This is a genomic window from Sphingomonas sp. Leaf22 (assembly GCF_001421715.1).
Lineage (GTDB): Bacteria > Pseudomonadota > Alphaproteobacteria > Sphingomonadales > Sphingomonadaceae > Sphingomonas.
In genome coordinates this window covers 41145-64552 of the sequence record NZ_LMKP01000034.1, presented here as the reverse complement: position 1 = coordinate 64552, position 23408 = coordinate 41145, and the positions used below count along the sequence as shown (strand labels likewise).

The 23408-nt window shown below is 64.8% G+C and carries 20 protein-coding genes and 3 tRNA genes; 8 read left to right on the top strand and 15 right to left on the bottom strand.

The genetic code is table 11. From position 1 onward, the window contains the following. The first annotated feature begins 145 nt into the window (after positions 1 to 145). Positions 146 to 424, top strand: coding sequence for a hypothetical protein (locus ASE70_RS19930; RefSeq protein WP_156356223.1), 279 nt, complete (start codon positions 146 to 148; stop codon positions 422 to 424). Here the strand turns inward: ASE70_RS19930 and ASE70_RS13025 are convergent. Both ASE70_RS13025 and ASE70_RS13020 read right to left on the bottom strand, forming a co-directional pair. After that, on the bottom strand, positions 387 to 1154 hold the full coding sequence (locus ASE70_RS13025; protein ID WP_056505559.1) for a CDP-alcohol phosphatidyltransferase family protein: 768 nt from the start codon (positions 1152 to 1154) through the stop codon (positions 387 to 389). The genes ASE70_RS19930 and ASE70_RS13025 overlap by 38 nt on opposite strands. A 2-nt stretch (positions 1155 to 1156) precedes the next feature. Continuing rightward, complete coding sequence (locus ASE70_RS13020) at positions 1157 to 1888, bottom strand: phosphatidylserine decarboxylase (RefSeq protein ID WP_056505556.1); 732 nt, start codon at positions 1886 to 1888, stop codon at positions 1157 to 1159. Positions 1889 to 2009: 121 nt separating this feature from the next. On the opposite strand from ASE70_RS13020, the gene ASE70_RS13015 reads away from it, so the two are divergent. Together ASE70_RS13015 and ASE70_RS13010 are read left to right on the top strand one after the other, a co-directional pair. Further along, positions 2010 to 3230 carry an NADP-dependent isocitrate dehydrogenase gene (locus ASE70_RS13015; protein WP_056505554.1) on the top strand — a complete coding sequence of 407 codons (1221 nt, stop codon included), beginning with the start codon at positions 2010 to 2012 and terminating at the stop codon, positions 3228 to 3230. A 106-nt stretch (positions 3231 to 3336) separates the two neighbouring features. After that, positions 3337 to 5112, top strand: coding sequence for a cation:proton antiporter domain-containing protein (locus ASE70_RS13010; protein WP_056505551.1), 1776 nt, complete (start codon positions 3337 to 3339; stop codon positions 5110 to 5112). Between the two features lie 63 nt (positions 5113 to 5175). On the opposite strand, the gene ASE70_RS13005 is transcribed toward ASE70_RS13010, so the two are convergent. Both ASE70_RS13005 and ASE70_RS13000 read right to left on the bottom strand, forming a co-directional pair. Then, positions 5176 to 6225: a Glu/Leu/Phe/Val family dehydrogenase gene (locus ASE70_RS13005; protein ID WP_056505548.1), complete on the bottom strand. Its 1050-nt coding sequence runs from the start codon at positions 6223 to 6225 to the stop codon at positions 5176 to 5178. Between the two features lie 26 nt (positions 6226 to 6251). Continuing rightward, positions 6252 to 6328: transfer RNA gene (locus ASE70_RS13000), tRNA-His, on the bottom strand. 162 nt (positions 6329 to 6490) lie between these two features. Here ASE70_RS13000 and ASE70_RS12995 point away from each other — a divergent pair. Then, positions 6491 to 7087, top strand: coding sequence for a prolyl hydroxylase family protein (locus ASE70_RS12995; RefSeq protein WP_162235979.1), 597 nt, complete (start codon positions 6491 to 6493; stop codon positions 7085 to 7087). A gap of 55 nt (positions 7088 to 7142) precedes the next feature. Here the strand turns inward: ASE70_RS12995 and ASE70_RS12990 are convergent, their stop codons facing one another. The 5 genes from ASE70_RS12990 to lon all read right to left on the bottom strand — a co-directional run bounded on the left by ASE70_RS12990 (position 7143) and on the right by lon (position 15030). Then, positions 7143 to 9959, bottom strand: a complete 2817-nt coding sequence (locus ASE70_RS12990; RefSeq protein WP_056505542.1) for a TonB-dependent receptor domain-containing protein — start codon at positions 9957 to 9959, stop codon at positions 7143 to 7145. A gap of 103 nt (positions 9960 to 10062) precedes the next feature. Beyond that, complete coding sequence (locus tag ASE70_RS12985) at positions 10063 to 11661, bottom strand: hypothetical protein (protein ID WP_235519896.1); 1599 nt, start codon at positions 11659 to 11661, stop codon at positions 10063 to 10065. A 298-nt stretch (positions 11662 to 11959) separates the two neighbouring features. Further along, positions 11960 to 12034 (bottom strand) — tRNA-Val (locus tag ASE70_RS12980). Between the two features lie 51 nt (positions 12035 to 12085). Then, positions 12086 to 12358 carry an HU family DNA-binding protein gene (locus ASE70_RS12975; protein ID WP_055756411.1) on the bottom strand — a complete coding sequence of 91 codons (273 nt, stop codon included), beginning with the start codon at positions 12356 to 12358 and terminating at the stop codon, positions 12086 to 12088. Positions 12359 to 12546: 188 nt separating this feature from the next. Further along, positions 12547 to 15030, bottom strand: a complete 2484-nt coding sequence (gene lon / locus ASE70_RS12970; protein ID WP_056505537.1) for an endopeptidase La — start codon at positions 15028 to 15030, stop codon at positions 12547 to 12549. 181 nt (positions 15031 to 15211) lie between these two features. Between lon and ASE70_RS12965 the strand changes: the two genes are divergently transcribed. Continuing rightward, entirely contained in the window at positions 15212 to 16825 is a 1614-nt protein-coding gene (locus ASE70_RS12965; protein ID WP_082451032.1) for a M1 family metallopeptidase, read from the top strand. Further along, complete coding sequence (locus tag ASE70_RS12960) at positions 16822 to 17058, top strand: hypothetical protein (RefSeq protein WP_056399675.1); 237 nt, start codon at positions 16822 to 16824, stop codon at positions 17056 to 17058. The genes ASE70_RS12965 and ASE70_RS12960 overlap by 4 nt, the downstream gene beginning before the upstream one ends. Before the next feature lie 38 nt (positions 17059 to 17096). Here ASE70_RS12960 and ASE70_RS12955 read toward each other — a convergent pair whose 3' ends face one another. The 6 genes from ASE70_RS12955 to ASE70_RS12930 form a co-directional block, all read right to left on the bottom strand. Then, positions 17097 to 17798 carry an HAD family hydrolase gene (locus ASE70_RS12955; protein ID WP_056399672.1) on the bottom strand — a complete coding sequence of 234 codons (702 nt, stop codon included), beginning with the start codon at positions 17796 to 17798 and terminating at the stop codon, positions 17097 to 17099. Positions 17799 to 17895: 97 nt separating this feature from the next. After that, positions 17896 to 19161 (bottom strand): ATP-dependent Clp protease ATP-binding subunit ClpX, encoded by a 1266-nt coding sequence (gene clpX, locus ASE70_RS12950; RefSeq protein ID WP_055994619.1) that lies wholly within the window; start codon positions 19159 to 19161, stop codon positions 17896 to 17898. A 129-nt stretch (positions 19162 to 19290) separates the two neighbouring features. Continuing rightward, entirely contained in the window at positions 19291 to 19920 is a 630-nt protein-coding gene (locus tag ASE70_RS12945) for an ATP-dependent Clp protease proteolytic subunit (protein WP_056399668.1), read from the bottom strand. Positions 19921 to 20013: 93 nt separating this feature from the next. Next, a complete protein-coding gene (locus tag ASE70_RS12940; RefSeq protein WP_056505531.1) occupies positions 20014 to 20940 on the bottom strand; it encodes a glycosyltransferase family 2 protein in 927 nt (308 codons plus the stop codon). A 118-nt stretch (positions 20941 to 21058) separates the two neighbouring features. Then, positions 21059 to 22669, bottom strand: a complete 1611-nt coding sequence (tig, locus tag ASE70_RS12935; RefSeq protein ID WP_056505529.1) for a trigger factor — start codon at positions 22667 to 22669, stop codon at positions 21059 to 21061. A gap of 66 nt (positions 22670 to 22735) precedes the next feature. Beyond that, positions 22736 to 22820: transfer RNA gene (locus ASE70_RS12930), tRNA-Leu, on the bottom strand. A 137-nt stretch (positions 22821 to 22957) separates the two neighbouring features. Between ASE70_RS12930 and ASE70_RS19305 the strand changes: the two genes are divergently transcribed. Further along, positions 22958 to 23188: a hypothetical protein gene (locus ASE70_RS19305; protein ID WP_082451031.1), complete on the top strand. Its 231-nt coding sequence runs from the start codon at positions 22958 to 22960 to the stop codon at positions 23186 to 23188. A gap of 1 nt (position 23189) precedes the next feature. Then, complete coding sequence (locus ASE70_RS12925) at positions 23190 to 23408, top strand: hypothetical protein (protein ID WP_056505526.1); 219 nt, start codon at positions 23190 to 23192, stop codon at positions 23406 to 23408.

Sequence of the window (23408 nt, the reverse complement as noted above, 5' to 3'; positions counted from 1 at the left end):
TCGGGCACCGGTATGGTCGCTTCCCATGTGGGGTTGAGACCGGGGCCCTTAGCGCAGGACGTACCAACGATCAAGCCTTGACGGTAGAACGATATGAGAACATTACAGGTTCAGAAACGGACCATGGAACCGTGGTCTGGCCGAGATGTTCGACAAGTTGCGATTTTTCGGAATCGCACCTGTTCCGGGGAGTTTTGAGATGGCCCTGTTTGCTTACGCCTTGTTCGCCGCCGCGTTCCTGATCGCCATGGGAACAATCGTCGCCACTATATTGCCGGCGAGCGATCGCATCCTGCGCCTGCTACGCCGGGGTCCGGAATGGTCGATCGATCCATTGCCGCCGGTTCGCCTCACGTCACGGCGTGGTGTCATTCGGCAGCGCGTCGTTACGGTCGCGCCGCGGCCGCTTCGCGCTGCCGCCTGATCCGGCCATAGCTGCGGATGCTGAGCGGTAGCGTCGCCAGATAGGCGACGCATACCACCGTCAGCGTCTGCCACGGCGCGGATACCAGTGCGGCGGCCACCACGACGAGTCCGACGATCGCCTCGAAGCGGATGTGGCGGCGAAGCTTGAGCGACGACCAGCTGAACGTCGCAAGGCTTGACACCATCAGGAACGCGACGAACGCCACCCATGGTGCCACGATCCATGGCGAGCGGAAGATTTCCTCACCGCTCCAGATCCAGGCATAGAGCGGCAGCATGGCGAGGCCCGCGCCGGCCGGTGCCGGGATACCAGTCAGGAAACCGGCCGATTTATGCGGCTGTTCGGCGACATCGATCCGCGCGTTGAACCGGGCAAGTCGCAGCGCCGTGAACACCGCATAGATCAGCGAGACGATCCAGCCGACGCGCGGTTCGTTGAGCAGTGCCCAAAGATACATGATCAACGCCGGCGAGACGCCGAACGAGATCGCATCCGACAGCGAATCCAGTTCCGCACCGAACCGGCTCTCGCCACGCAACATGCGCGCGACGCGACCGTCGATGCCGTCGAGCACGCCGGCCAGCAGCACCATCAGCACGGCGCGTTCCCATTCGCCACCGATGGCGAACCGGATGCCGGTCAGGCCGGAACATAGAGCGAGCGCGGTGACCGCGTTCGGAGCGAGGGCGCGCAGCGGAATGCCGCGGACTGGCAGGGGGCGTCGCATCGTTACTGTGCAATCCCGGAGGGCGCGGGCAGGCCCGGTCGGCCAAGAACGGTCTCCCCGGCGACGCTGCGCTGGCCGAGTACGACTTGCGGCGCGATTCCCTCGGGCAGGAACACGTCGACCCGGCTGCCGAAGCGGATCAGTCCGACCCGCTGTCCGGCAGCGACGAAATCGCCCGATTTCACGAAACCGACGATCCGCCGCGCGACCAGTCCCGCGATCTGGGTAAAGCCCACACGCTGGCCGTCGAGGCTTTCAACCACGACATGCTGGCGTTCATTCTCGTCGCTCGCCTTGTCGAGATCGGCGTTCAGGAATTTGCCCGAGATATAGACCACCTGCCGGATCGTCCCCGCAATCGGGGTGCGGTTGATATGGACGTCGAAGACCGACATGAAAATCGACACGCGCACCAGCGGCTGATCGCCAAGACCGTTCGGCCCCCGCAATTCGGGCGGCAGGTCGACGCGCTCGATCATCGTCACCAGCCCGTCAGCAGGCGCAACGATCAGCCCCTCGCCCTGCGGCGTGGTACGGATCGGATCGCGGAAAAACGCCGCGACCCAGAGGGTGACCAGCGCCATCGGCCACGCCAGCGTTTCCCAAGCCATGAACGCGAAGAACGCGGTGATTGCGGCGGCGATTAGGACGTATTTGCGCCCTTCGGGGTGAACCGAGGGCCAGCGCCACTTGACGGTCGTGGTGCCGACCGCGGGCTTTTCGAGCGATGCCATGAAGCGTGGTGTACCCAAGGCGGGCCGTGCTGACAACCGCCGCGCATTCCCGACGCGGTTGATCCTTGCCAACCGACCCCGTAAGGCCGCGGCAATCGCAACAGAAATCGAGAGCAGGCGCATGGCGAAGATCAAGGTCAAAACCCCGGTCGTGGAGATCGACGGCGACGAGATGACCCGCATCATCTGGGCGTGGATTCGCGAGCGGCTAATCCAGCCCTATCTCGAAATCGACCTCGACTATTACGACCTTGGCATCGAAAAGCGCGACGAGACCGACGACAAGATCACCGTCGACAGCGCCAAGGCGATCCAGAAGTACGGCGTGGGCGTGAAGTGCGCCACGATCACTCCCGACGAACAGCGCGTCGAGGAATTCGGCCTGAAGAAGATGTGGCGTTCGCCCAACGGCACGATCCGCAATATCCTCGGCGGCGTCGTGTTTCGCGAACCGATCGTCATCTCGAACGTGCCGCGCCTGATCCCCGGCTGGACCAAACCGATCGTCGTCGGCCGTCACGCATTCGGCGACCAGTATAAGGCGACCGATTTCAAGGTGCCGGGTGCCGGCAAGCTGACCATGAAGTGGGAAGGCACCGACGGCCAGGTGATCGAGGAGGAAGTGTTCGACTTCCCCGCCGCCGGCGTCGCCATGGGCATGTACAATCTGGACGAATCGATCCGCGATTTTGCACGTGCGTCGATGAACTACGGTCTCGGCCGCGGCTGGCCCGTCTATCTGTCGACCAAGAACACGATCCTGAAGGCCTATGACGGCCGCTTCAAGGATATCTTCGAGGAAGTGTTCGCGACCGAGTTCAAGGACAAGTTCCAGACCGCCGGTATCGAATATCAGCATCGCCTGATCGACGACATGGTCGCCTCGGCGCTCAAGTGGCACGGCGAGTTCGTGTGGGCGTGCAAGAACTATGACGGCGACGTGCAGTCGGATCAGGTTGCGCAGGGCTTCGGTTCGCTGGGTCTCATGACCTCGGTCCTGATGTCGCCCGACGGCAAGACGATCGAGGCCGAAGCGGCGCATGGCACCGTCACGCGTCACTATCGCCAGCATCAGCAGGGCAAAGCGACCTCGACCAACCCGATCGCGTCGATCTTCGCGTGGACCGGTGGCCTGAAGTATCGCGGCAAGTTCGACGATACGCCCGACGTCACCAAGTTCGCCGAAACGCTGGAGCGCGTCTGCATCGAGACCGTCGAGGCGGGCCATATGACCAAGGATCTTGCGATCCTGATCGGTCCGAACCAGCCATGGATGACCACCGAACAGTTCTTCGAACAGGTTCGCCTCAACCTCGAATCGGCGATGGGTTCACAGGGCTGATCCACGCCGCCCCGATGGCCGAAGGAGCGGCGTCCATCCGATCGGATGGGCGCCGTTCGTGCGTTAGCGGTTGCCGCCACCGTGTCGCGTCCGCAACAATGCACCCATGCCATTGCCGATCGATTCAACGCCGTTCAGCGATTCGCTGGTCATTCTGGGGGCCGCCGGCCTCGTCATTCCTGCGTTTGCCCGGTTTCGCGTCAACCCGGTGATCGGGTTCATCCTCGTCGGCGTCCTCGTCGGTCCGTTCGGGCTGGGCGCGTTGGTCGACCGGGTGCCATGGCTCTATCACATCACGATCACCGACCGACATTCGATCGAACCCTTCGCCGAATTCGGCATCATCCTGCTCCTGTTCTCGATCGGTCTCGAACTGTCGTTTAAACGGCTTTGGGCAATGCGGCGGCAGGTGTTCGGACTGGGCGCGGCCGAGCTGCTCGGATCGGGCCTGCTGATCGGCCTTGCGCTGATGATCATGGGGCAGGCGAGCACCGGTGCGATCGGCCTTGGCCTCGCGCTTGCTCTCTCCTCGACCGCGCTGGTACTGCCGATGGCGGGCACCACCGGGCCGGTCGGGCGCACCGCCTTCGCAATGTTGCTGTTCGAGGATCTGGCGCTGGTGCCGATCATCTTCGCGCTGGGCGCGCTGGCCCCGGCAGCCTCCGACGACGGCTGGGCCGGGTTGGCCAATACCGCGATATGGGGCGGGGTCAGCGTCGCCGCGCTCTATCTGGCCGGACGGTTCGTCCTGCCCAAATTGTTCGCACAGGCAGCGCGGACCAAGAGTCCCGAACTGTTCCTGTCGGCCAGCCTGCTGGTGGTGATCGTCGCCAGCCTCGTCACCACCGCCGCGGGGCTGTCGCCGATCGTCGGTGCGCTGCTCGCCGGGTTGCTGATCGCCGAGACCGAATATCATAGCGAGGTCGAGGTCATCACCGCCCCCTTCAAGGGCCTGGCACTCGGTGTGTTCCTGATCACCATCGGCATGAGCCTCGACATCGCGACGATCGTCGAGAACTGGCCCGAATTGCTCGGCGCGATCGCCGGGGTGGTGGTGGTGAAGGCACTGGTCACCGGCATCTTGTTGCGGTTGAACGGCGTGCGTCCCGGCACCGCGACCGAAACCGGGCTGCTGATGGCCAGCCCGTCCGAAACGACGTTGATCGTGCTCGCGGCGGCGACGCAGGCGCAGTTGATCCAGGCATCGACCGCCGCCTTCTGGCAGACGGTCACCGCGATCGGCCTGACCATCACCCCGCTGCTGGCGATGCTCGGCAAGCGCGCCTCCCGGCGGATCGAACGCCGGACCGGCAGCGAGGAATCGCCCCCGGTCGACCCGACCGGATCGGGCGTGGTCATCATCGGGTTCGGCCGGGTCGGTCGTCTGGTCGCGGAAATGCTCAAGACGCACGGCAAACGTTATATCGCGGTCGATTCGGACATCGACAATGTCGCGGCGGCACGGGCCGAGGGGCATCCGATCCTGTTCGGCGACGTCGCCCGGTCGGAACTGGTCGATCGGCTCGATCTGGGCCGTGCGACCGCGCTGGTGCTGACGATGGACGATCCGGTGCTCACCGTCCGGCTGACGCGGCGCGTGCGAGGGTGGGTGCCGAACCTCACGATCCTCGCTCGCGCCCGCGACGCCGCGCATGCCGCCGAACTCTACGCCGCCGGGGTCAGCGATGCCGTGCCGGAGACGCTCGAAAGCTCGTTACAGTTGTCGGAAGCGGTGCTGGTCGATCTCGGCGTTGCGATGGGACCGGTCATCGCCTCGATCCACGAAAAGCGCGACGAACTGCGTCAGATGATCCGCGAACAGGCGAGCATCGAACGCGAACCGCGCATCCGGCGGCTGCGGCGGGTCGACGATCCGGCCTGACGTCCTGTCCGTAAAACGAGCGCCGCCGCGGCATCGATCCGGGGCGGCGCTGTTCGTCGCTACTTAGCGGCGACCGATCAACCGGCGGGCGATCGCATCGGCGACGTCGGAATGCGGCAGCCCGCTGGCGTCGCTTTCGTCCCACACCTCGACCAGCCGGTCGGGAATGCGTGCGATGCGGCTTTCGACCTCGGCACGGTCGCCCTGCCCCAGATATTCGAGCGCGACGTTGATGATGCCGCCGGCGTTGATGACATAGTCCGGGGCATAGAGGATGCCACGTTCATGCAGACGCTTGCCGTCCCCTGCCTTTGCCAGCTGGTTGTTCGCGCCACCGGCCACGGCCTTGCACCGCAGAGATGCGATCGTGGCCTCGTCCAGCACCGCGCCGAGCGCGTTCGGGCTGACGATGTCCGCGTCCAGCGTCAGTACCGAGGCCGGATCGGCGGTCGTGGCCCCCAGCTCGCTGGCCAGTGCTTCCGCCCGCGCTTCGTTGACGTCGGCCAGCGTCAGCACCGCGCCGTCTTTCGTAAGCAGCCGGGCGAGGCCACCACCGACCGAGCCCACGCCCTGCACCGCCACGCGCACGCCGCGCATGTCATCGGTACCGAGCGCCCGCTTCGCCGCTGCGCGCACGCCGAGATAGACGCCCATTGCGGTGAACGGACCCGGATCGCCGCCGGCATTGCCCGCCGCGACCGGCAGGCCCGAAACATATCTGGTGGCGCTGGAAATGGTGATCATGTCGGCTTCGGACATGCCGACATCCTCGGCCGTCACATAGCGTCCGCCGAGCGATTCCACCGCTCGACCGAACGCCGCGAGCAGTTCGGGGGTCTTGGCACCACCCTCGGGGGCCAGGACCACGCCCTTGCCGCCGCCCATCGGCAGGCCGGCCATCGCATTCTTGAAGCTCATGCCGCGCGACAGGCGCAGCGCGTCGGTCACCGCCGCGTCGCTGCTGGCGTACCGCCAGAAGCGCACACCGCCCGCCGCCGGTCCAAGCGCGGTCGAATGGACCGCGATGACGCAGCGCAGGCCGGTCTGGTGATCCGAGAACAGGTGGATGCCTTCGTGATCGTCGAAGTCGGGATAGCCCCAATCGGTCTGCACGGTGGCGGCTCCAGCGCTGTAAGGGATGGGGCGACCGACGGGACTTGAACCCGCAACTTCCGGCATCACAAGCCGGCGCTCTAACCAATTGAACTACGGTCGCCGTGGAAGGGCGCGATTAGCCGGGCCGCAGGCATCGGTCAAGCAGTGGCGTGCCGACAATCCTTCTGGCAGGAAAAAGACCATGGAAACGGTCCCGCCCCCTGCCCCCGCCCGCCCAAATTTCGGCTCGGGCTTTCCGAGCGAACCGGTCGTCGCGCATATTATGACCCGCCCGGGCGTCCAGCGTGCGCCCAGCGCCAAGCTGTCGCTGTTCATCCGACGCGCGCTGATCCCGGCCGATCTGTGTACCGCATTGATCGAGCGGATCGACGCCAAACGCCGTCCGTCGACGATCGCCGACGCCAATGGTGACCCGACCTTCCGCACCAGCGAGACCTGCGATCTCGATTCGACCGACCCAGTCGTGGCGGCGGCCGAGTCACTGATCCTCGATTTCTGCGGCCTAGATCCCGCGCATGGCGAGCCGTTGCAGGGGCAACGCTATGCCGTCGGACAGGAGTTCAAGGCGCATACCGACTATTTCGACCCGCACGGCGGCGACTTCGCGCGATATTGCTCGGTCGCCGGCAACCGAACCTGGACGGTGATGCTGTACCTGAACGAGCCTGGCGCGGGCGGCGCGACGCGGTTCAAGGCGATCGACAAGATCGTCCAGCCCGAAACCGGCAAATTGCTGGCTTGGAACAACCTGCGCAGCGATGGCAGTCCCAATCCGGCGACCTTGCATCACGGGATGAAGGTCCGCGACGGCAGCAAATATGTGCTGACGAAATGGTTTCGCGAGCGTCGATGGGGATAAGCGAACGGGCCGCCGGCATCCCTGCCGACGGCCCGCCGATCCGTTCGAAATTCGATCAGAACTGCGCGGTGACTCCCAGCGAGAACATCCGGCCGAGATCGTAGCGGTTGATATAGACCTGATTTCCGCCGAAATTCTGGCCTTCGGAGAAGCGCGTACCGGTCAGGTTACGGGCCTCGGCCTTCACCTCCAGCTGCGCGCCAGCGACCTCGATGCCCTGCCGTGCGACGAGGTCGAGGCGGATGCCAGGACGCTCGACGATATCGGGCTGGAACCCGCTGCCCGACAGGTTCGACGGACCACGATTGGTCACGCGGTCGCTCGCATAGTTGAACAGCAAGGTCAGCTGCGACAGAGCCGCCGTGTCTTCGACCCCCAACTGAACGTTGACCAGATGATCCGACTGGCCGGTCAGCGGCGCGCCGTCGCGGAACAGCGCGTTCGCCCGACCGAAGCCGGCCTGACAGCCACCGATACCGGGCGATCCCAGCGCCGCCGCCGGGTTGGGCACGCAGGTGCCGTCTGCGGTAATCTGCGACTGGGTGTAGGTATAGTTGGCCAACAGCAGCAGGCGGCGGGTCGCGAAGACATTGCCGAGACCGCTCAGCGGTACGTATTTCAGCGCCTCGACCTCGGCACCATAGAGCGTCGCCTTGGGCAGGTAGGTGAAGCCGGTCTGCAACGTCGCGTCGGGGCTGGGATAGAAGCCCGCCTGTTCGATCGGATTGTCGATCCGCTTGTAGAAGCCTGCGGCGGTGATGCGCTGATCGCGCTCGAAGAACCACTCGTAGCGACCTTCGAGGTTCCAGAGCTTGGAGTCGCGCAGGTTCGGGTTACCGAAGAACAAGCGGTCCGAGTCGGGATCGCGGAACTGCTGCGGAGCCAATTCGCGGAACTGCGGACGCGAGATCGTCTTCGCGCCGCTCAGGCGAAGCTGCATATCCGACGCGAAGTTCCACGTCAGCGTGCCCGCCGGCAACCAATAGGCGTTCTTCAGGATCGTCGGCGTCAGATTGATCGGCGTGACCCGCTCGTTCGCCGTTTCGTAGCGGACACCGGCCACGGCGCGCAGCCCGTCCGACACCTCAGCTTCGGCCTGCACATAACCGGCATGGATTTCGAGACTGGCGTCATAGGCATAGGCACCGGCCTGGGTATTGAACTGCAGCTCGATTGTGCAGGCACCGGTAACGCGCTGCGGACAGGCGTTGAACAGCGAATCGGGCGACAGCAGATAGTCGGGCCGCAGCAGATTGTTCGGGAAACCCGGCGCGGTGCCGGCACCGTCGCTGGTCTGATAGTTGAACTGCAACCGGCGCGACGAACGGTCGGTGTTCGAATAAAAATAGCCGGTCGATACGGTCATCGGACGATCGGTCGGCAGCTTGTACGCAAGGTCCGCCTGTCCCGTGTACAGGTCTTCGTTCAGCTCACTGAACACGACGCTGGCGAAGGGCGAGAAACGCTGCGTCACCTGATAGGCGCCGTTGCAGTTGAACCCGCGCGACACCGGGGCATCGGTGACCGTGATCGGATAGCCGTTGGTGGTGCGGTTCGAACACAGATAGTCGAACTGGCGTTCGTACGGCGCATTACGCTTCGAATTGGCGAAGGCGCCGCGGGCGTCGAACTTCAGCGCGTCAGTCAGCTTGAATTCGCCGACCAGCTGGCTTTCGATAAGCTGGCGTTCGAACCAGTTGGTGTTCTGCTGAACGCGCAGCCCGCTGAAATTGTTGTAATTGTCCGACGCCGCCAGACGACCCTGCTTCAGCGTGTCGTGGATATAGACGTTGGTCCAGCGCAGCGTATTGTCGTTGAACTCATAGCCCAGCCCGACCAGCCCGTTGGCGACGATGCGGTTGTCGGTCAGCACGGTGCGGAAGTCGTTACGGACGGTCCCGTTTTCGCTGACGCTGTCCTGCTGCGTCGCGTCACGCGTCCGGAACGTGTTCGACAGGCCGAGCGAGGCGATGACGCCCAGACGGTCGCTGCCGACATCGAACACCGACCCGCCGGAAATCTCACCCGACAGGTTCGCCGGCAGCTGGTTGTTGACCTGCAACAGCGAGGTCCGGGCATTGTCGAGCTGCGCGACCTGCGCGACCGGAATCAGACCCGATCCCTTGTCCGCATTGCGGATGAACGACGGCACACCGCGCGTCCCGTCGTCATAGCCGACCCAGTCGCTCTTGCCGCCGGCATAGACATAGCCGAGTTCGCTCGTGGTGACCGTATCGGCCGCGACCGAGCCGCCGATCGTCAGGAAGTTCTTTTTCGGGATCGCCTTCGACGTCAGGTTGATGACGCCGCCGCCGAATTCACCGGGGAAGTTGACCGAATAAGTCTTCTGCACCAGCGCCGACCCGACGATCGACGTCGGGAAGATGTCGAGCGGAACCGAACGGCGCAGCGGTTCGGGACTCGGCAGCGGCGAACCATTCAGCAGCGACGACGAATAGCGATCGCCGAGACCACGGACATAGACGAAGCCGCCGCCGACGACCGACAGGCCGGTCACGCGGGTCAGCGCCCCGGCGATGTCGCCGTCGCCGGTCCGGGCAATGTCCGCTTCCGACAGCACCGATACGATTTGCGGCGTGGCGCGTACGACGTTCGGAATATTGCGGCCGACGACGACGATTTCCTCGCCGGCGGCTTCGTCGAAACCGGGCGACGAGACTTCGGCCGGAGCGTCGGTCGTCGTACCGTCCTGTGGCGCGGACGTCGCGGTATCGGGCTCGGTGCCGGTCTGGACGACCGGCGGCGTTGCGGTCGCCGGGGCGGCCGGCGTCGTCGACTGTGCCAGCACGGCCGGCGCAACCAGTTGCGAGGTCAGGAGGAGGAGTGTTGCGTAAGCGCGGCGGTGCTGCATGACCGTTGATCCACCTTGTAAGTCTGAAAGAGCGAATGCCGGGACGGGCGTATCGGCCCGCCCCGGCATCGGCGTGTCATCGCGGGTTACGCGACGGGTCGGATCAACGGCCCTGGCAGGCGAAGTAGACCGACGAGAAGACCGGCGGGCCGGCGTCCTGCTTGGTGGTGTCGGCCGCACGGATCGTCGAGCGGTCCGTTGCGCTGGTTTCGCCGGCGATCAGGTTGACGCAGGCCACGTTGCCGACCGACTTCACCACGCCGTTGACATAGCGCATGTCCGAACCGCCGCGCTGACGGATCGCCGCCGGGGCGAGCGCGGTCTGGATGAAGGTGAAGTTGGCATAGGTGCTGTACGTACGCGGCAGCAGGTCTTCGCCGTTGTTCGAGTCGATCTCGGTCGAGAACGAGTCGGCGGTCGCGCCGACCAGACGCTGCGCCGCAACCATGAACTGCATGAAGCCGCGATAGCCGTTGTCGATATCGAAGCCGTCATCGTCGGCGCCGGTGATGGCGATATACTTCAGGTTGGTCGTACCACCGAAGATTTCGATGCCGTCATCGGCCGAATTGTGGCTCTGGATGTGATCGAGCGCGGTGTTGCTGCCGGTACCGCCCAGCGTCAGGCCCTGCAGTTCGTTGCCGTCGCTGATCGCGATGCCAGAATAGCGGATCTGGACATAGGACATCTGGCCCGAGCTATCGGTTGCGTTCGGACCACCGTAGAAACGGCCGGTCACGCCTTCGATCGCCTGCTGACACGTCGTCGACGAACCGTCGGCATTGTTCGGGCCGGTGCCGGTGGCGCAAACTGCGGTCGGTGCACGGCCGAGCAGGATGATGCCGCCCCACTGACCCTGCGACGCGTCGGACACGCCGTTGCTCACGAGGTTCTGCTGCGAGGTGAAGATGATAGGATTGCTGGGGGTCCCGACCGCCGAGATCTTCGAGCCGCGGTTCACCAGCAGCAGGTCGTTCGTGTTTTCCGACGAGTCGGCAGCGATCACCGCACCGGCGGCGATCGTCAGCGTCACGCCAGCCGGGCCGGCGCTACCCAGATCGGTGCCGACTTCAGTCTGACCGCGCAGGCGATACACGACGCCCGCGATCTTCGGCAGCGACAGGTCGGTCGTGATGTTCTGCGGCAGACGGCAATAGCGCAGCGTCGGGCTGGTCGAGCTGTTCGTGCCATCATCGGTCGTGCCGGTCGGGCAGACCGACGTCGCTGCGGCATAGGTACCGATCGAGGGCACCGCGGTGCAACGTGCGCCCGAGCCGCCGAATTCGGCCGAGGTCGAGTTGCAGGTCCAGCCCTGGAAAGCGGTATCGGTCGGGCCGTTGAACGCGCCGACATAGTTGGTGCTCACGAAGAAGCTGTTGATCGTCGACGGGTCGGTCGCTGTCGTCAGCGACGTCGCGCTGACCGGATACACGCCGTTCAGCACCGACCCGACGCCGTTGACGTTGTTGTTGGTGCCGGCGTTGACGATCGCGAGCTGTTCGTCCGACGTCACGGTGATGCCGTTGACGGCGGTCTGCGCGGCGAACTGTGCCGCGGTGATCGCGCTCGGCGTGGCCGACGCGGTCGGGGTGGGCGTGGGAGCGGGGGCCGGGACGGTCACGTTGATGCTGCCGGCACCCGGCGACGCGACACCGTCGGCACCACTGCACCCGGCGAGCGCGGCACAAGCCGTCGTTGCCATGAGAATAAGACCGAAGCGCTTGCTGCTGGCCATCACCGATGAACTCCCGAAACCTGGTTTGTCGTTATGCGGGCGCGGGGCCCGGCGATCGTCCAGGGCTCCCCCTCTGTCCGATCCACGTTTGCCCGTTAGGATCGCCGGATGACGACACCATGCGATTCCGGTGAAGGTTCGAAGACGGTATGGTTTCTATTTTGTGACAGTGCGCCGGATCGGGCCGACAGCAGCCCGAATCAGAAACGACCGCCCGGCCCATCGCCTCTGTACAGAGGTTCGACGTGCCGGACGGCCGTTGATCTGGTGGGCGCGACAGGGATTGAACCTGTGACCCCACCCGTGTGAAGGGTGTGCTCTACCGCTGAGCTACGCGCCCGGAAACCCGGAGGCCGGCTCCCTAAAGGGGTCCGCCCAAGGTGTCCAGAACTTAATTCACCGAGTCCTTCAGGCCCTTGCCGGCCTTGAACTTGGGCTGCGACGACGCCTTGATTGTCATCGGTTCGCCGGTACGCGGGTTGCGGCCGGTCGATGCCTTGCGCTTCGATACCGAAAACGTGCCGAATCCGACAAGGCGCACTTCATCGCCTTTCTTGAGCGCCGCCGAGATGACGTCGAATACCGCTTCGACCGCCTTCATCGCATCGCCGCGGGTAAGCCCCGAATGGTCGGCGACCTGCCCGATCAGCTCCTGCTTGTTCATCCCGTGGAACCCCCTTCGTATCAGAAAAAAATATAGCCAGATTCGAACGCGGCAATAAGGCCCCTTCGTCGAAACCTGTCAAAGCAAATTGGCAAAGTCAGCGCAATCCAATGGATTGCGTAATATCGCTGCCATGCGTCGGTTGGGCGACGTCGGCGGGACGGTGTTACCCGCCCCGCCGCGATCGATCAATGCGGTCGCGACTCGGCAATACCGGGTACCGGCACCGGCGGCTGCGCGGCCAGATCGTCGGCCTCGGTCCAGTCGATCGCGGTCAACGGTTCGGTCAGTGCGAGTCGCAGCACTTCGTCGACATGCGACACCGGGATGATCTCCAACCCGCTGCGGATATTGGCCGGAATTTCCGCCAGATCCTTCTCGTTCTCGATCGGGATCAGCACCGTGGTGATACCGCCGCGCATCGCCGCCAACAGCTTTTCCTTCAGGCCGCCGATCGGCAACACGCGCCCGCGCAACGTCACTTCGCCGGTCATCGCCACTTCGCGCCGTACCGGCACACCGGTAAGCGTCGATACGATCGAGGTGACCAGCCCGATGCCGGCCGACGGCCCGTCCTTGGGAACCGCGCCTTCGGGCAGATGGATATGCACGTCCTTGCGATGGAACAGGCTGGGCTTGATGCCATAGCCCGGCGAGCGCGCCTTGACGTAGCTCCACGCCGCTTCGACCGATTCCTTCATCACGTCGCCGAGCTTGCCGGTGGTCTTGACCGACCCCTTGCCCGGCACGGTGACGCTTTCGATCGTCAGCAATTCGCCGCCGACTTCGGTCCAGGCGAGCCCGGTAACCGCACCGATCTGATGCTCTTCCTCACCCACGCCGAAGCGATACTTCCGAACGCCGGCAAATTCCGACAGGTTTTCCGGCGTGACGGTGACCGACGTCGCCTTGCCCTCGAGAATGCGGCGCAGCGCCTTGCGGGCCAGCTTCGCGATCTCGCGCTCCAGCGTCCGCACGCCGGCTTCGCGGGTGTAATAGCGGATCAGGTCGCGAAGCCCCTCCTGCGTCAGCTCGAACTCGCCCGATTTTAGGCCATGGGCATCGACCTGCTTGGCGACCAGATGCCGCTCGGCGATTTCAACCTTCTCGTCCTCGGTATACCCCTCCAGCCGGATGATCTCCATCCGGTCGAGCAGCGGCTGCGGCAGGTTCAGCGTATTAGCGGTGCATACGAACATCACGTCCGACAGATCGATGTCGATCTCCAGATAATGATCGTTGAACTTCGCATTCTGTTCGGGGTCGAGCACTTCAAGCAGCGCCGATGCCGGATCGCCGCGGAAATCCTGACCCAGCTTGTCGATCTCGTCGAGCAGGAACAACGGGTTCGACGCCCCGGCCTTGCGCAGATTGGTGACGATCTTACCCGGCAGCGAGCCGATATAGGTCCGGCGATGGCCGCGGATCTCGGCCTCGTCGCGCACGCCGCCCAGCGACTGGCGGATGAATTCACGCCCCGTCGCCTTGGCAATCGACTTGCCGAGGCTGGTCTTGCCGACGCCCGGCGGGCCGACGAGGCACAGGATCGGGCCCTTCAGCTTGTTGGTCCGCGCCTGCACCGCCAGATATTCGACGATCCGGTCCTTGACCTTTTCCAGTGCATAATGATCCTCGTCGAGGACCGTCTGCGCCACGGCGATGTCCTTCTTCAGCTTGGACTTCTTGCCCCATGGCAGCCCCAGCAGCACGTCGAGATAATTGCGCACGACGGTCGCCTCGGCGCTCATCGGGGCCATCGTCTTGAGCTTCTTCAACTCCGACGTCGCCTTGGTCCGTGCTTCCTTGCTCAGTTTCAGCGTCGCGATCTTCTGGGTCAGCTCGGCGATTTCGTCGCCATCGCCATCCTCGCCCTCGTTGCCGAGTTCGCGCTGGATCGCCTTCAGCTGCTCGTTGAGATAATATTCGCGCTGGGTCTTCTCCATCTGCCGCTTCACGCGACTGCGGATCTTCTTTTCGACCTGCAATACGCCCAGCTCGCCTTCCATGAAGGCGAATACCATCTCGAGCCGCTTCTGCGGATCGGCCTCGACCAGCAGCGCCTGCTTGTCGGCGACCTTGACCGCGATGTTGCCGGCCACCGCATCGGCGAGACGCGAGGCATCGTCCAGCTCGGACAGCTGCACCGCGGTTTCGGCGGGCAGCTTCTTGTTGAGCTTGGCGTAATTCTCGAACTGATCGACGACCGACCGCATCAGCGCCTTCAGTTCGGCACTTGGCTGGGCGACGGCCTCGGCGACGCGCTCGTCCGTGCCTTCATCGGCGTCTTCGAGCGTCGTGTCGCCCGCTTCGGCCGGGGCAACCGTCGCCACCAGATAATTGTCGACCGTTTCCAGTTCGGTCAGCGTCGCGCGCGCCTTGCCCGACACCAGCACCCGCACCGTGCCGTCGGGCAGCTTCAGCATCTGCATGACTTCGGCCGAGACACCGACATCATACAGGTCCTCGCGCGACGGATCGTCCTCACCCGGATCGAGCTGCGCCACGAGGAAGATTTCCTTCGATCCCGCCATCGCCGCTTCCAGCGCGGCTACCGACTTGTCGCGCCCGACGAACAGCGGCACGATCATATGCGGAAAGACAACGATATCGCGCAGCGGCAGCACCGGCAGCTTCAGCGGCTCGGACGAAACGGAATTGGTAATCTCGGACATGGACACTCCACGACCCGGCCGAACTGCCGGACCCATCTACCTATATGGTGGTACTTATCGCCCCATCAATCTCCGGTCGATGGGAAGCTGACCGGTGGCCTTTTCCCTGACGCTCCTGCTAGCCGGCGTGGTGGCTCTATCGCCGGCCCCCAAATTGCCCCCGGTTCCGCCGGTGCATGCGATGACGCTTCGATCGGGAGGGCCGGTCGCACCGGAACGTGCGGCGTTGCGGCTGGCACATGTCGACCTCGCGATCGAGGCACTGCCGGCACGGCGCACGCTGTCGGGGCGGGCCGTCCTGACCCTCGACGCACGGGCAGCGACACCGCGCATCGTCCTCGATCTCGACGATGCGCTGACGGTGTCGGCAGTGGCGATCGGCGGGGCTGCCCTGCCGAGGGCGGCATGGCGGCAGGGCGGCGGGCAGATCGTCATCGACCGTCCCCTGCCCGCCGGGCAACGAACGGCGGTCGACATCCGCTATGCCGGGCAACCCCGCGTCGCCAAACGAGCGCCGTGGGACGACGGCTTCGTATGGAGCGAATGGCAGGGCAAGCCATGGTTCGGTACCACTGCCCAGCTGACCGGCTGCGACCTGTGGTGGCCGTGTCTCGATTTCCCGGCGGGTGAGCCGGCCGCGGCGGACTTGCACTTCACCGTTCCCGCCGGCCTGTCCGCGCCGGCCAATGGCGTGTTGCGCGGGATCGACCGGCTACCGGACGGGCGCACGACGTGGAACTGGCATTCGGGATCGGTGAACCCCTATGCGCTGGCGATCAGCGTCGGGCCGTACCGCGAAATCCGCGGCACCTATCGCAGCCGCTACGGCAATATCATTCCGCTCCATTTCTGGCATCTGGCGGGCAAGGATGCGCAGGCGGCGCAGCTGTTCGCCGAATTCGCGCCGACCCTGGATTTCTTCGAACAGGTCATCGGCCCCTACCCGTTCGCCGACCAGAAGGTCGGCGTGGTCGAGACACCGTATCTCGGCATGGAGCATCAGACGATCAACGCCTATGGCAATGGCTATAAGCCGGCACCGGAGGGCTTCGACTGGCTGTTCCAGCACGAATTCAGCCACGAATGGTTCGGCAACCAGATGACGGCGGCGGACTGGGACGATTTCTGGCTCCACGAATCCTTCGCCGCCTATATGCAACCGCTGTATGCGAAATGGCGGGAGGGCGATGCCCGTTACAGCGCGATGATGCTGGTCCAGCGCGACCGGATCGCCGCCACGGTCCCCGTCGTGTCGGGCGTTCCCCGCACCGCGCGTGAGATGGAAAGCAAAGCCGGCCCGGGCAGCGACGTCTATTTCAAGGGTGCGTGGATGCTCCACACGCTGCGCCACCTGATCGGTGACCGGGCCTTTTTCGCCGCGACCCGGCGGCTGGTATACGGGCGGCCCGATCCGAAGCCCGGCAATTTCCAGCCGCGGTTTGCGACCACCCGCGATTTCGAAATCGCGGTGGCGCAGGAAAGCGGCCGCGATCTCGGCTGGTTCTTCGACACCTATCTACGGCGAGGCACCCTCCCTGACCTGATCGATACCCGCGACGGCGACCGTCTGACGCTGCGGTGGAAGGTGCCGGGCGATGGCCCGTTCCCCCTGCCGGTCGAGGTGGCGGTCGATGGCGTCGTGCGAACCCTGCCGATGGCCGATGGCAGCGGCACCATCGTCGTGCCTGCCGACGCGCATGTCGTGATCGATCCGATGGCACGGCTGCTGCGCCGATCGATCGCGGTCGAACGGATGCAGGCACCGATCGCGCCGCCGAACGTTGCAACGCCATGAAACAACTTGGCAAACGTGCGGCCGAAATGGCGGCGACCTTTATGATCGGCGATGGTATGCTCGGCCTGTTGCAGCCGCGCCGTCATGTCGAACTGTGGCAGGAGCATGCGGGCGGCGCGGAGCTGCTGGTGCGGCCGTTCGTCGACCGCCCGAACCGTCGCCGGGCCTATGCCGTGTTGCAGATCGCCGCCGGTCTGGCACTCGCCGCGCGGCAGGCTACGACACGACGATAACCCGGTAGCCGCGAGTGCAATGCCTCGCGCCAGATCGATTATCCTGCGGCGATTACGTCGATCCATGTGGGCAATTCGGCCAGGCTTGAGAGTTGCCTGAACCGGTCGTGGCCCGATGGCGGCGGGGCAGCTTCATGCGTCCATGCCAGCGGTTGCGGTACGAACGCCGCCCATGCCCCGGCGGCCAGCGCGGGCAGGACATCGGATCGCATCGAATCGCCGGCCATCACCGCCCGTTCCGGTCGAACGCCATAGCGATCGAACAACCGCGCAAAGGTATCGACCGTCTTGTCGCTGACGATTTCGATCCCCGAAAACCGGTCACCCAGCCCCGACGCCGCCAGCTTCGCTTCCTGATGCAGCAGGTCGCCCTTGGTCACCAGCACCAGTCGGCCACGATCAGCAAGCGCGTCGAGCGTCGCCTCGATCCCGTGCAGCAGTTCGACCGGATGGGCGAGCAGCCGTCGTCCGGCCGCAAGCAGGTCGGCGATGACGCCGCTCGGCAATCGCCCGCCGCCCAGTTCCAGCGCGGTTTCGATCATCGACAAGGTGAACCCCTTGGCACCATAGCCATAGAGTTTCAGGTTGCGCGTCTCGCACGCATCGAGCGTTTCCATCGCCACGTCGCCGTCCGCGAAGGGCCGAAGCATCGCGACGAAGGCGGCATGCGCCTCATCGAAATGCCGCATATTATGCCACAGCGTGTCGTCGGCATCGAGGCAGATGAGTTCGATCGGCATGACCCAAACGATACCGGACGAGTCCGCCCGCCGAAAGCCCGGAAACGAAACGGGCGCCGGTTACCCGACGCCCGCCTGTCATTACAGGGTCGGCAGCCTACGCCGCGTCGCCCGCCTTTTTCTTCTCGGCATAGACGCGGACCGGTTCCTTGCGGCCCTCGATCACGTCCTTGTCGATCACGACTTCGTCGACGCCATCCATCGACGGCAGGTCGAACATCGTGTCGAGCAGGATGCCTTCGAGGATCGATCGCAGGCCGCGCGCACCGGTCTTCCGCTCGATCGCGCGCTTCGACACCGACACCAGCGCCTCGTCGTTGAAGCCGAGCTTCACGCCCTCCATGTCGAACAGCTTCTGATACTGTTTGACCAGCGCGTTCTTCGGTTCGGTCAGGATCTTCAACAGCGCCGCGACGTCGAGGTCTTCGAGCGTTGCGATCACTGGCAAACGGCCGACGAATTCGGGGATGAGGCCGAACTTGAGCAGATCTTCCGGCTCGGTCTGGCGCAGCACCTCACCGGTGCGGCGCTCTTCGGGTGCCGCGACATAGGCACCGAAGCCGATCGACTTGCCCTGCAGACGGTCGGCGATGATCTTTTCCAGACCCGCGAACGCACCGCCGCAGATGAACAGGATGTTCGTCGTATCGACCTGCAGGAATTCCTGCTGCGGATGCTTGCGCCCGCCCTGTGGCGGGACCGACGCAGTCGTGCCCTCCATCAGCTTGAGCAGCGCCTGCTGCACGCCCTCACCCGACACGTCGCGCGTGATCGACGGGTTTTCGGCCTTGCGGCTGATCTTGTCGATTTCGTCGATATAGACGATCCCGCGCTGCGCACGCTCGACGTTATAGTCCGACGCCTGCAACAGTTTCAGGATGATGTTCTCGACATCCTCACCGACATAGCCGGCTTCGGTCAGCGTCGTCGCGTCCGCCATGGTGAACGGGACGTCGAGGATGCGCGCCAGCGTCTGCGCCAGCAACGTCTTGCCGCAACCGGTCGGACCGACCAGCAGGATGTTCGACTTCGCCAGTTCGACGTCGGCACCCTTCTGCCCGTGGTTCAGCCGCTTGTAATGGTTGTGGACCGCGACCGACAGGACACGCTTCGCCTGCTTCTGCCCGATGACGTAATCGTCGAGCACGTTGCAGATTTCCTGCGGCGTCGGGACACCACCATCCTTCTTGGCGACCAGTGCCGACTTCGTTTCCTCACGGATGATGTCGTTGCACAGTTCGACACATTCGTCGCAGATGAACACGGTCGGACCCGCGATCAGCTTGCGCACCTCATGCTGCGATTTGCCGCAGAACGAGCAGTACAGTGTGCTCTTGGAGTCGCCGCCGCTGAGCTTCGTCATTCAAATCATCTCCCGCGCCGCCGTGGCGCGTCTTGCCGCCTGTCAGGATACACACAGGCACATATCCGGCAATGCCTTAAAACTTTATCCGACCGCGCCGCCGGTTGAGGCGCGGTCGGACGATCCGCTTCAGGCTGCCGGGGTTGCTTCCTCGGGCGCACCCGGACGCTTGTCGAACACCTGGTCGACCAGCCCGAATTCCCGCGCCTCATCCGCTTCGAGGAAGGTGTCGCGGTCCATCGCCCGTTCGATCACGTCCAGCGGCTTGCCGGTGTATTTGGCGTACAGGTCGTTCATCCGGCGACGGATACGCAGGATTTCCTTGGCCTGGATCTCGATGTCCGACGCCATGCCCTGCGCGCCACCCGACGGCTGGTGGATCATGATGCGTGCGTTGGTCAGGGCGACCCGCATACCGGGTTCCCCCGACGCCAGCAGGAAGCTGCCCATCGACGCCGCCTGTCCGATGCAGACCGTGCCGACGCGCGGGCGGATATACTGCATGGTGTCGTGGATCGCCATGCCGGCCGTCACCACGCCGCCCGGCGAGTTGATGTACATCCAGATGTCCTTCTTCGGATTTTCCGATTCGAGGAACAGCAGCTGGGCGGTGATCAGCGAGGCCATGTGATCCTCAACGCCGCCGGTCACGAACACGATGCGTTCGCGCAACAGGCGCGAATAGATGTCGAAGCTGCGCTCGCCGCGGCTCGACTGTTCGATGACGATAGGGACGAGGCCGTCGTGAATATCCTGCATTGGGTTCCCGCTGAGTAGATTTCGACCCCTACATCGGCGCTCGCGGAAGGCGACGCAAGAGGCTACCCCGCCGCAGCGCACCCGGAAAGATGGTTAGCGGCCACCCGGTGCGCGGTGCGCGAGATAGGCAAGCCGCCGAACCTCGCGCCGGCCGCGTACGACGGTATCGAGGATCAATCCCGAAAACAGGCACAGCGACGCCAGGATCACGAGGCCGGTCGCAAGGATCGCGGTCGGAAAGCGCGGCACCAGTCCGGTCCGGGCATAGGTGATGGCGAGCGGCACCGCGAGGATCACCGCCAGCACCGCCAGCGCCAGCCCGATCGCACCGAAAAACCACAAGGGCCGCTCGATCCGGTAAAGCGTCGCGATGGTGCGGGCGATGCGGAAGCCGTCGCCATAGGTTGACAGCTTCGACGCCGATCCCTCCGGACGGGCGAAATAGCGCGTGGCGATCTCGGCGACGGGCATGCGCAGTTCGAGCGCATGGACGCTGATCTCGGTCTCGATCTCGAACCCGGCCGACAGCGACGGAAAACTCTTGACGAACCGGCGCGAAAATACCCGGTATCCCGACAGGATATCAGTGAAACTCCGGCCGAACAACCGGGCGAGCATGCCCGTCAGCATGGCATTGCCGAAGCGGTGGCCGCGCCGATAGGCCAGTACGGCCTCGCTCACCCGCTGGCCCACGACCATGTCGAGCTGTTCGTCGATCAACCGCGCCACCAGTTGCGGGGCAGCCTCCGCGTCATAGGTCGCATCGCCGTCCGCCATGACATAGATATCGGCGTCGATATCGGCGAACATCCGCCGGACGACCGCACCCTTGCCCTGCAGGCGCTCGGTCCGCACCACTGCGCCGGCCGCCTGCGCGACCTCGATCGTGCGATCGGTGGAGTTGTTGTCGTACACATAGACGGTCGCCTGCGGCAGCGCGGCGCGGAACTCGGCGACGGTCGCCGCGATCGCGGCTTCTTCGTTATAGCAGGGCAGCAGGACGGCGACGGTCATGGACATGCCGGGGCGTACAACATCCCGCGTCGCCGAAAGCAAGCATCCCGACAGCAAAAGGCCGCCCGCTTCCGTTCGGGAAGCGGACGGCCGTTATGCCGTTATGCCGTTGCGTCGGGCGCGATCAGCCTTCTTCGGCTTCGGTCTCGACCTTCTTCTTGGCGCGCGGCTTCTTGGCCGGTGCCGGCTCGGCTTCCGCGTCGGCGGCTTCGGCCGGCGCGTCGTCCGCCTTCTTCGCGGGCGCCTTGCGGGTCGCGGCCTTCTTCTTGGGCGCTTCGGCTTCGGCCGGCGCGTCGGGCGCTGCCGGCTCGACGTCCTTGGCCGTTACCTGCTTCGGCGCAGCGTGGTCATGGTCATGGCTGTGATCATGACCGCAATCCGGGCCGTGCACATGCGGCACCGCGCCTTCCTCGCTCTCGATCGCGGCTTCGAGTTCCTCGCGCGACACTTCGCGGTCGGTGATCTCGGCCTTGCCGAACAGGAAGTCGACGACCTTGTCCTCATACAGCGGGGCACGCAGCTGGGCGGCCGCCATCGGCTCCTGCTGGACATACTGCATGAAGCGCTGACGATCTTCCGGGCCGTACTGCTGCGCGGCCTGCATGATCAGGCGCTGCATTTCCTGCTGGCTGACCTCGATGCCGTTGGCCTGGCCGATTTCCGACAGCAGCAGGCCGAGGCGGACGCGACGGACGGCGATCTGGCGATAATCCTCGCGCTCGGCTTCCAGCTCGGCACGGGCGGCTTCCGGATCGGCTTCGTGGCCGGCTTCATGCTGAAGCTGTGCCCAGATCTGCTCGAACTCGGCTTCGACCATCGACGGCGGCACTTCGAAATCATGGCCCGCAGCAAGCTGATCGAGCAACTTGCGCTTCATGTGCGTGCGGGTCAGGCCATTGAGCTCCTGCTCGATCTGCCCCTTGATGAGGCCACGCAGCTGCTCGAGGCTTTCGAGACCCAGCGACTTGGCGAACTCGTCGTCCGGACCGCCTTCGGCAGGCACCTTCACGTCGGTGATCTTCAGGTCGAAGGTCGCGGCCTTGCCCTTCAGGTTTTCAGCCTGATAGTCGTCGGGGAAGGTGACATTGATCGTCTTTTCGTCGCCCTTCTTCACGCCGACCAACTGGTCTTCGAAGCCGGGGATCAAACGACCCGATCCGATCTCGATCGCCATGCCTTCGCCGGTGCCGCCGTCGAACGCGACGTCGTCGACCTTGCCGACGAAATCCATCACGACCAGATCGCCGGTCGCGGCTTCATGGCCTTCCTCGGCGTCGTCATGGCGCTTGTTGTTGCTGGCGAGCTGCTCGATCTGCTGATCGACTACCGCTTCGTCGGCGGGAACGGTGAGGCGCTCCAGCGTCAGCCCGTCGATCGCCGGGGCCGGCACGTCGGGCAGGACTTCCAGCGAAACCGTGACCGCCGCGTCCTGACCGGGCGCATAGGTGCCGTCCAGCGACACCTGCGGGGCAGTGGCCGGGCGCAGCTTCTGTTCGGCGATCAGCGTCTGGATGCCGTCCTGGATCGAGCTGTTGAGCGCGTCCTGCGCCAGCGCCTCGCCGTGCATCTTGCGAACCAGGTTCGTGGGCACCTTGCCGGGGCGGAAGCCGGGCATCTTCACGGTCGGGGCAACGCGCTTGACCTCGGCATCGACCTTTGAGTCGATATCTGCCGCGGTGATGGTCAGCGTGTAGGCGCGCTTCAGGCCCTCGTTCAACGTCTCGACAGTCTGCATTCTCGAAGCTTTCGTCAAAGGAATCGATTCGGGGCGGCTCCAGCCTCGACCGGGCGGCGGCGTCACTGGTGCGGGCGAAGGGAGTCGAACCCCCACATCTTTCGATACTGGAACCTAAATCCAGCGCGTCTACCAATTCCGCCACGCCCGCCGAGCGGACGCCGCCGGCACGGGCGCGTCTATAGCAGCCATGCACGCCGGGGCAAGTCGCCACGCTTCGCAGAGTTGCGACGATGCCGCAACCCGCGTCCACGGAAGGCGTTGAGGGAAATGAAGGAGAGCGCGTTCATGCCCGTAGAACCACCCATTCCCGCCGAAACTCCCGCCCCCGATCCCGGCGTCGCACCGACCACGCCACCGCCCGAATATCCGGCACCGCAAACCGAGCCGGGACAACCGACCGCCCCGCCGCCGGAAATCGACGTGCCTGGCCCCGACATCGACGTGCCCTCCCCCATGCCTGGCGGCGACCCCGGCGTGACGCCGGTACCCGGGCAACCCGTAATGGATGGGAACTGACATGAGCGACCGCGATCGCAGCAGCCATCCCGATAGCCCGCCAGAAGGCGACACCGATCGCCGCAGCGACATCGAAAAGGCGGTCGACACCGTCAACGGCGACGTCGAACGGGGCGGTACCTACGCCGGAACCACGTCACCGACCGAACCGACCGTCTCACCCGACAGCGCCGGCGGGTCGGGCGGCGTCGTCCGCAATCAGGAAGGCGACGGCCAATAG